A 7,822-nucleotide genomic window follows, 5' to 3' on the forward strand; every position below is an offset into this window, starting at 1 on the left:
GTCACCATGGCGGATTGAGTATCGGCGAGGCCGAGCAGACAAGCACCCGGCGTGAGCTACGTGTCATCGCGACGTAGAGATTGCGCGCGTTGAGTGCGCCGGCGTTGAGGACAACCGAGATGTCGGCTTCGAGCCCTTTCAGCAACAGGGTGCTTCCGACGGAACGCCTTGCAAGCGGCCGACCAATGAGCCTGGACTGTTCCCGCATCGTGACCGTCGCGTCTCGGAACGACGGCCCGCTGGCCGAAGCCGCAAGTTGCAGAGCCCGCTGCGCCGCCGCTAGCACTGCCGGGCGGTAGCATCGGACGCCGCCCGCGCGATTGATGGCGGCGAGGAGATCGGCGACGTCCGCGAGCGACCGCGACGCTTCGAATCTAACGGCCGTCTGCTCGATGTCGGAAAGGGCGCGACCGAGTTTTCCGGCGCTCGCCGCTGCGACCGACCGCACGAGGTCATCTGCAGAAAAGGCGCTCATCAAATTTTCAGCGAAATCGGCCACGACGGAGAGCGCCTCCGGTCTGGCGAGGTCGAGCGCGGTGCCGAAATCAGTGAGATCGCGCAGGTCCACGGCCTCGACCGTCACCGCTCCCTCGACTTGCCGGGCGAAACGACGCTGCCCACGAGGGTCAGTGCTGTCGCCGATGATCAAGACCTTCGTCTCTTCCGGCGCGTCCACCGCGGCGGCCGCATGCCGCAGCGCGTCGTCCTGCCGGCCATCGAGCTGAATCCACTGGACACCGCCGGGTGCTGTCCGAAGGTCGATCGGTTTACCTGCCGCAAGGTCGGGCCGTATCGACAACAACCAGTTGCCCAGATCGTGCGCTCCTGCGTTGTTCCATCGCCAAGGGGTCGTGAGTTCTCCCGCTATCGGGAAAAACGGCAATACGTCCGCCTGCCAATCTGCCAACGGGTCGCCGCCGAATCCAAAGATAGACTGAAACGGATCTCCGACGATGGCCGTCGGTAGACTCTGAGCCAGCCAGGTTACAAGGGCGTGCTGCCGGATCGAACAGTCCTGGTACTCATCTACAAATAGGCATCCGAAACTGGCCGCGAGGATGTCATGGAGATGCCCGGCGGCAACGAGCCGCGCTGCCGTGTCACGGATGGCTTCGTAGTTCGGCCGGGCGCCGGTTACGATTCGTGGATCGTGCCCCGCTCGCTGCGGAAACGTCGAAATCAACCTGATCGCGAAGCCGTCCAGTGTCGTGGCGCGGTAAGCGCTCGGCTTCACGCCAGCCCTTTCGAGGCGGCCGCGAAGCGCAGCGACCCCCGCGTTGGTGTGCGTCAGCACCAAGATGGGTTTCGACCCATCATGCCGCGCGAGAGCATCGGTGATGAGCTGGGTCTTGCCACAGCCCGCTGGCGCTATCACCAACCCGCGGCTTATCGAACGCAGGTCGATCTCAGCGGCTGCCATCTTCGACCCAATCCAGAACGCCGTCCATGACGCTGGTGAGGCTGGCATCAGCCTCGCCGTAGGCGGGTCCGACGATAGTCCGACCCGCCGTCTCCATCGTGCTGATGGTCTTCAACCATCCAAAGCGCGCTGCCGCATTTCCGAGGAGGGTGCGACTATAGGGAGTGAGGCCGTCTATCAACGCCTCGGTTTCCAGATCGCCGAGCGCCTTCGCGCCAATGGAGATTGTCTTGATATGCGCTTCGATCAACGTGCGATCCTTCGTCTCAATAGCGAGCTCGAGCAGTTCGCTCACAGGACCGTCCGGTAGTGCGGCGAACAATTCCTGTTCGAGCGCTCGCCCGCCGCCCCATGCGAACACCTTCGCCGCCCGCGATAAAAGCGGCTTCTGCCGGTGCTGGAGCGGGCTTGTCGCTGTCTCTCAGGATGGCTGTCCGGTAGCCAAGGGACTGCAGGGCGATCGCGCGGCTGAAGGTTTCATCGCCGTTGCCGTTGACCATAGTAGCACCGCAGGCTGCCAGCGATTTGTCGCCGACAGCGGTGAAATGCTGATCCAGACCGCGCATCAGGCCGATTTCGCTTCCGCCCTCGCACACCACAATGGACGAGGCGAGCAACGCATGGGCGTGGGCGCGGATCGTGCCCTGGACATCCCCGGCGTCGCTCGCACGGCGAACGGTATGCTGCCCGCCATTGCTGCGGACGATATGAAGCTGATGTGCGTTCAACTCGGCGACGGCAATCGGCGAGTGGCTCGTAGCAAAAACCTGCAGCGGCGGCACTTCTTCCTTGGCGCCCAGCGCACCGAGCAGGCGGATGATCCGGTGCGGCTCGAGCCCATATTCCAGCTCGTCGATCAGAAACGTCGTTGCCTTGTCGGCCGCCTTCCGCTGCAGGGCGGCGATCAGCAGCCGCGACGAACCAAGACCGAGAGCACGTAGCGGCACCCCCTCTTCATCATGGAGCGAGATGGTGCCGCCGGTGAACGTGACCGAACCGGCATCAATCAATGCCTGTACGGCTGCTCCAACGGGTACGCCCATATCCCCGGCCGCGTCCGTGACGACCTTGAGCGGTTCCTTGAGTTCTTCGAGTTCTTTTTGGTCGAAGGCCTCGCGCATCTCACGAGCCGCCCGCGTCAGCTCCTTTGATGTGTTCGTGTTGCCATCGGTGAGCTTGGTCAGCACAGACCCTCGCCGCCACGTCAGATGCATGTCCCCGGTGACGCCAAGCCTGGCGGGAGCGATACGCGTGCGATCGGCCCAGTTGAGATTGCGTGTCCGACCTGCAGCCTGGGCCCGTGGCGAGACAAGCGTCCATTCTGGCTCGAGGTCGTCCTGCACAGTGAGCTGCAGCGTCAGCGCGGTTTCGAGCCCGGCGCCGGGTTCCGGTTCCACCAACCCGGTGGCCGCATCGAAGCCCACGAGGAAGTCGCCATAGGTGTCGATGTTCTTTAGGGGGTCATTGAGGGCGCCAAGAGTCAGCGCAATGCGGATGGGTCGGCCGAAATCAAGAGCATGGAAATCGGCGTCAGTGAAGGAAAGCGATCGGCGTGCGCCAAGACAAAGATCGATGGCAGCAAGGATCGTCGACTTGCCGCTGTCGCCGGGCCCAATCAGGCAATTTACACCTGGACCAGGCAACCAACGAAGGCCCTTCACCGCCCGAAAGTTCTCGATCTCAAGCACACGGACCAGCGCCATACTACTTCCCCCCGCTCGTTCGCCACCCGGAGTGTCCCACCGAATAGGTGGATTCAGTCCGGTCCAAACCCCCGTGTGTCAGCGCGGGCGACCCGGCTGAACTTGACTTACAATGCAAATGCATTACATGGGGTGGTGTGACCATGCAAGGAGCCGGTTATGGCCAAGACCGCTGAAATCCTCGAAATCCCCGCGACCATCACGGACCGCGGTCAGACGACCGTGCCGGCCGCTATCCGCAAGATGCTCGCCCTCGGCAAACGCGACCAGGTCGTGTTTCGCGGGCTCGCGGACGGCACCGTCGTGATCGCGAAGAAACAATCGAGCGCCGAAGTCGGCGATCCGGTGATCGGCACGTTCCTCGCATTCCTGGCCCGCGACATGGCGAACGAGCCGGCCCGGATTCGGCCGGTGCCGAAGTCGCTGATGGCGCGCGGCAAGGGCTTGGTCAAGGGCGTCAAGGTGGACCTTGACGCGGCTCTGCCGGAAGATGATGCGTGAGCGACGACACCTTCGAGGTCAACGGTTGGACGATCTATGCGCATCCGCTTTTTCTCGACCAGCTCGAAGCGATGATCGCGGCGGTCGAGAAGGCGCGCAAGAAAGACCCAACGGGATATAAGAAGAAGCGCGCCGCAAAGCTCCTCGCAGCCGTCTTGAAGGTGGCGTTCGAAGATATCCCAAGTGACCCTACCCGCGACATCTATCGGCAGGGCGGCACGCTCGGCGACGAATACAAGCACTGGTTCCGCGCGAAATTTCTGCAGCAGTTCCGGCTGTTCTTTCGCTACCAGCAGTCGGCGGACGTGAAAATCGTCATCCTCGCCTGGGTGAACGATGACTCGACGCTGCGCGCCTATGAAAGCGCTAACGACGCCTACGCCGTGTTTCGGAAGATGCTGGACCGCGGAAATCCGCCAGACACCTGGAAAGAACTCGTGGCGACAGCGTCGAGTGATGACGCCAAACGACGTTTGTCTCGCTCCACACGCGGGAGATAAGACTGGGTCGCACCCAAAGGCTGGTTAGTGGTGATGGTCACAGCGGAAGCGGCATTCGAGCGCCGCCGACGCCTGGAGCGCGCTCGAACCGCTACAGTACATGCCCTGGCTCGGCCGGCTGCTCGCCGCGGCGCTGCTGCGCGAACGCGGCAAGACCCGCTAGCACCTGTCCTGTTTCCATGACGGCCTCAAAGCCATTCCGCGCGAGCGGCGGCGACCGCGCGACCGCGCCGGGTGTCTTGCCGTCGGGCTCGAGGCGGCCGCCGCCGAGGCCGGGCTGAAAGAGCACGACCGCTGGCTGATGGCCCGCACTCTCCTGGCCCGCAAGCTCGATGGTCGTCGCTCGACATCCCGGCTGCCCGCGCTGTTGGAATATGTGCTGACCCGGCCCGTCTCCGTCGGCATGATCGCCGAGGAACTAGGGATCACGTCCCGCGCCGCTCTGGATCAGGTCGGCGAGCTGGGTCTGCGCGAAGCCACCGGGAGGGGGAGGTATCGGGCCTGGGGCATTCTTTGAAAGGCTGTGCCGATAGCGGGCGGGATGGAGGGCAGGGAGTTGTCCGAAATTTGTATACTAGTTTCGGACATAAGATTCGCAGGTCGTCCGAAAAAGTGCTACAATTTTCGGACATGAACAGCGACTCACCCGATCTGAAAACAGCGATGCTCGGCCGCATCCGTGCGGATGAGCCGCGCAAAGTTTGGACTCCCAGTGATTTCGTCGATTTGGCGTCGCGGGACGCCGTCGACACTGCAGCGGTTGACGAAGGCCGAAGCCCTCAGGCGGATCGATCGCGGCCTTTACGATCAGCCCGGGTTCAACAAACTCACCCAGAAACCAAATCCGCCTGATCCGCGCTCCGTCATCGACGCCGTCGGGCGCCGCGACCAAACGCGGATGCTTGTCGACGGTATGACCGCCGCAAACGATCTGGGTCTCACCGACGCCGTTCCCGCCAAAATCGTCGTGCACACCGATGCCCGTCGCCGTGCAATCAAGCTTGGCAATGTGGCAATCACCTTTCGTCCGACCGCCGCCAGCAAGTTGTTTTGGGCCGGGCGGCCCGCAATGCGCGTCGTCCAGGCGCTTCATTGGCTACGCGATGTCCTGGTTCGCGATGGTGAAAGCGAGCAAGTCCAGCGCAAGCTCGCGAAGCTCTTCGAAGATCCGGCTGTGGGACCGCCGCTCAGGGCCGATCTCGCCGCGGGCATGACCGCGCTTCCGACATGGATGCTGGTCTTCCTCAAGCCGTTGATCGAGACCGATCCTGACGATCGTAGTCAACATCTTGACGATGTTCGTGCTGCGGCCGACCAAGATCGCCAGCGACACCACAAGGCAGGTGATGATGATCACCACAAGACCATCAGGGCGCAGTCAAACCCGAAACCGCACTCGGCACTGAAAGCTCGGACCGCCAAACGCGCGACGACGAAGGCGGCAAAGGCATGAACCCGGCATTCGATGAAGTTCTCGCAGCTGGACCTGCCGCGATGCTAGACTAAGCGCCTTTGACACGACTGCGCAGCGACCCGGCACGGCTTCCCAGAACATCGAGAAGGACTTCTGGGTTTGCTGGACGCTGGATGCCTTGTTCAACGGCTTGAGCGGGGGAGGGCCTCGTCTCCTCTTCAAGGGCGGCACTTCCTTGTCCAAAGGGTTCGGCTTGATCAACCGCTTCTCCGAAGACATCGACGTCACGGTGTTTCGGGACGACATCGGCGAACCGGCGACTATTGAGGAGCTCGAAGCCTTAAGCCGCAACAAACGCCGTGCGCGCCTCGACACGATAAAGGAAGCCTGCCAGGCCTACATCAACGGCCCATTGCAGGCCGAACTGACGGCGATCTTACGAGAACGGCTACAGGCCGCGGCCTTAGCGCCGGCGACGCTCGGGTGGAAGCGGACGACGCCGACGCCGATCGGCAGACCCTGCTGATCTGGTATCCCGCCGCGACACCTCGGTCGGACTATGTACGGGCCGCAATCAAAATCGAGTCGGGCGCGAATTCCGCGCTAGACCCGAACAGCGAAGTGCCGATCAAAGCATATGTCGACGATGATCTGCCGGCGCTTGACCTGACGGTGCCGGCTGTCCGGACCGTCGATCCCGAACGCACCTTCTGGGACAAGGTCGTCATCCTCCACGGCCTGCGGCGCTGGTTTGACAAGCGCGGCGAACTGCGCGGCGGAGGACAGCGAGTGTCCCGTCATTATTATGACCTGCACCGGCTCACCGCAGCGCCAGTGAGTGCTGCCGCCATCGAAGACGCCGCGCTCGGCGCGGACTGCGTTGCGCACGCCAGGATGTTTTTCAATCGACCGGACTACGACCTCGCAACCGCTGCACCCGGCTCGTTCGCGCTCGCGCCTCATGACGAGATGATCGAGCAGTTGCGCGCCGACTACAGGGCCATGCAAGGCATGATCTTCGGCGACCCTCCAAGTTTTGAGGCCGTGCTCGGGAGCATCAACTTGCTCGAGAGGCGCCTGAACGGAAATGGCGCCAGCGAAACCAGGGTGGCGCGATGAACAATCGGAGGAAGCTATCAAGGCAAAGCGAGGGGTAGACACGCGCGGCACGGACGACGCGATCGTTGCGCCGCTGCGCAAGCGAAGCCTTACCGGCGCGCTCTACGAGCGCGATTCCAAAACGAATGCGCTCATTTCCGGGTTGACCGCGCTACCGCGCGACGAACTGACTGCCAAGGCAGCGATCAGGAAGCGCGCCGATCCGGGTTACATCCCGAGCGAATGTCTCGTCTACCCGCATCCCTATCGGTAATGTGGTTTGGCACAGCAGACACTGTGACATGCTGACGATTCAACTTTTCCGCAACGCCGAAGGGCAAAGGCTACCAGGCGACCGTAACATTCCCGGACGGCGTCTCGGTAAGCTCGGAGGAAACCTATCCGACGATCGCGGAAGCCTCAACCGCCGCGGCGATCAAGTTGCTCGACATGCCCGAGCGTCTGGCGACGCTCGATGGAACAGGCGCGTGATCAGCGCCTGTTGGCGAGGTCTATCAGCACGTCGCCATGGCACGCGAGCGGTGCGCACCAGCAAACGAGATCGCGGCCGCGCAGTTCGTCGAGCGCGTTCATGAGCGCGGGTTGCGTGACGATCCACGCGCGATATTTCGCGATGACGTCGGCGCGTGAGCCGTCGCGTCCGATGACGAACGGGTTGCCCCATTTGCTCGGGCGGCCGATGTAGACCCGCGTCGCGTTAGAGTGTTTGCCGACCTTTCGCGCGTTCAAGACCTTGCACATGATCGTTCTCCTTTCCGCTCACGCTGGAAGGCCCCGCCTCGCGGCGGGGCCTTCTTGCGCGACCGCTCAGTCGCGGTTTGGGCGAGACCAGATGAGCGAGTGGCCTTCCTCGCCTTCAACCTCGACCAGCGTCGCGTAGATCGGAGCCGGGAAGCTCGGGTCGTCCAGCTTGACCGAGTGATACTCGCGGCCCGTATCCTGGGACTTCTTCTTCCAGACGGCGCCAAACTCGATGTTGGCGCCCGCGAGGATTCGGAAGTCGGGGGACTTGTCCGAGGTGCGCTCAGCCGGAACGATCTTCGCCTTTACGGTGCCGAGAGCGAGGGTCTTGACGGTGCCCACGAACTCGTTTTAGGTCAGTTGGCAACCGTCTTTCTGAAATGAAGCGGTTGATCCGATAGCGACATTTTCTGAAGGACACTTC

The 7,822-nt window shown here is 62.7% G+C and carries 9 protein-coding genes and 2 pseudogenes; 6 read left to right on the forward strand and 5 right to left on the reverse strand.

The window, feature by feature from the left end; all coding sequences use genetic code 11:
- Position 1: 1 nt before the first annotated feature.
- From JQ573_RS35040 to JQ573_RS35045, 3 genes are read right to left on the reverse strand one after another with little or no spacing between them, the layout of a single operon-like run.
- Positions 2–1,420, reverse strand: coding sequence for a UvrD-helicase domain-containing protein (locus JQ573_RS35040; RefSeq protein ID WP_249132651.1), 1,419 nt, complete (start codon positions 1,418–1,420; stop codon positions 2–4).
- Positions 1,407–1,715 carry a hypothetical protein gene (locus JQ573_RS40420; RefSeq protein ID WP_249132652.1) on the reverse strand — a complete coding sequence of 103 codons (309 nt, stop codon included), beginning with the start codon at positions 1,713–1,715 and terminating at the stop codon, positions 1,407–1,409. The genes JQ573_RS35040 and JQ573_RS40420 overlap by 14 nt, the downstream gene beginning before the upstream one ends.
- Positions 1,687–3,123 (reverse strand): ATP-dependent endonuclease, encoded by a 1,437-nt coding sequence (locus JQ573_RS35045; protein WP_249132653.1) that lies wholly within the window; start codon positions 3,121–3,123, stop codon positions 1,687–1,689. Before JQ573_RS35045 ends, JQ573_RS40420 begins: the two co-directional genes overlap by 29 nt.
- A gap of 159 nt (positions 3,124–3,282) precedes the next feature.
- On the opposite strand from JQ573_RS35045, the gene JQ573_RS35050 reads away from it, so the two are divergent.
- The 6 genes and pseudogenes from JQ573_RS35050 (at position 3,283) to JQ573_RS35075 (ending at position 6,910) form a co-directional block, all read left to right on the forward strand.
- The gene (locus JQ573_RS35050; RefSeq protein ID WP_212319060.1) at positions 3,283–3,624 is read left to right on the forward strand and encodes a type II toxin-antitoxin system PrlF family antitoxin; all 342 of its coding nucleotides are present in this window, start codon (positions 3,283–3,285) and stop codon (positions 3,622–3,624) included.
- Positions 3,621–4,124 carry a type II toxin-antitoxin system YhaV family toxin gene (locus JQ573_RS35055; RefSeq protein WP_212319058.1) on the forward strand — a complete coding sequence of 168 codons (504 nt, stop codon included), beginning with the start codon at positions 3,621–3,623 and terminating at the stop codon, positions 4,122–4,124. The genes JQ573_RS35050 and JQ573_RS35055 overlap by 4 nt, the downstream gene beginning before the upstream one ends.
- Positions 4,125–4,185: 61 nt before the next feature.
- A pseudogene (locus JQ573_RS35060) lies at positions 4,186–4,641 on the forward strand (DUF1612 domain-containing protein); the annotation flags it as partial.
- 195 nt (positions 4,642–4,836) lie between these two features.
- The gene (locus tag JQ573_RS35065) at positions 4,837–5,577 is read left to right on the forward strand and encodes a DUF6088 family protein (RefSeq protein ID WP_312011728.1); all 741 of its coding nucleotides are present in this window, start codon (positions 4,837–4,839) and stop codon (positions 5,575–5,577) included.
- A pseudogene (locus JQ573_RS35070) lies at positions 5,574–6,657 on the forward strand (nucleotidyl transferase AbiEii/AbiGii toxin family protein). Before JQ573_RS35065 ends, JQ573_RS35070 begins: the two are co-directional and overlap by 4 nt.
- On the forward strand, positions 6,626–6,910 hold the full coding sequence (locus JQ573_RS35075) for a hypothetical protein (protein WP_212319056.1): 285 nt from the start codon (positions 6,626–6,628) through the stop codon (positions 6,908–6,910). The pseudogene JQ573_RS35070 and the gene JQ573_RS35075 overlap by 32 nt, the downstream one beginning before the upstream one ends.
- Positions 6,911–7,128: 218 nt before the next feature.
- Here the strand turns inward: JQ573_RS35075 and JQ573_RS35080 are convergent, their stop codons facing one another.
- Complete coding sequence (locus JQ573_RS35080) at positions 7,129–7,398, reverse strand: DUF4326 domain-containing protein (RefSeq protein ID WP_212319054.1); 270 nt, start codon at positions 7,396–7,398, stop codon at positions 7,129–7,131.
- A 66-nt stretch (positions 7,399–7,464) separates the two neighbouring features.
- The gene (locus JQ573_RS35085) at positions 7,465–7,740 is read right to left on the reverse strand and encodes a DUF736 domain-containing protein (protein WP_212319052.1); all 276 of its coding nucleotides are present in this window, start codon (positions 7,738–7,740) and stop codon (positions 7,465–7,467) included.
- Between the last annotated feature and the right edge of the window lie 82 nt (positions 7,741–7,822).

Source organism: Bradyrhizobium sp. AUGA SZCCT0105, from assembly GCF_018129565.1.
GTDB lineage: Bacteria > Pseudomonadota > Alphaproteobacteria > Rhizobiales > Xanthobacteraceae > Bradyrhizobium.

Excerpts from the sequence above, each read along its gene's own strand:
- JQ573_RS35040 (WP_249132651.1), bottom strand. The coding sequence starts at position 1,420 with ATGGCAGCCGCTGAGATCGACCTGCGTTCGATAAGCCGCGGGTTGGTG.
- JQ573_RS35045 (WP_249132653.1), bottom strand. The coding sequence starts at position 3,123 with ATGGCGCTGGTCCGTGTGCTTGAGATCGAGAACTTTCGGGCGGTGAAG.
- JQ573_RS35050 (WP_212319060.1), top strand. The coding sequence starts at position 3,283 with ATGGCCAAGACCGCTGAAATCCTCGAAATCCCCGCGACCATCACGGAC.
- JQ573_RS35075 (WP_212319056.1), top strand. The coding sequence starts at position 6,626 with ATGGCGCCAGCGAAACCAGGGTGGCGCGATGAACAATCGGAGGAAGCT.
- JQ573_RS35080 (WP_212319054.1), bottom strand. The coding sequence starts at position 7,398 with ATGTGCAAGGTCTTGAACGCGCGAAAGGTCGGCAAACACTCTAACGCG.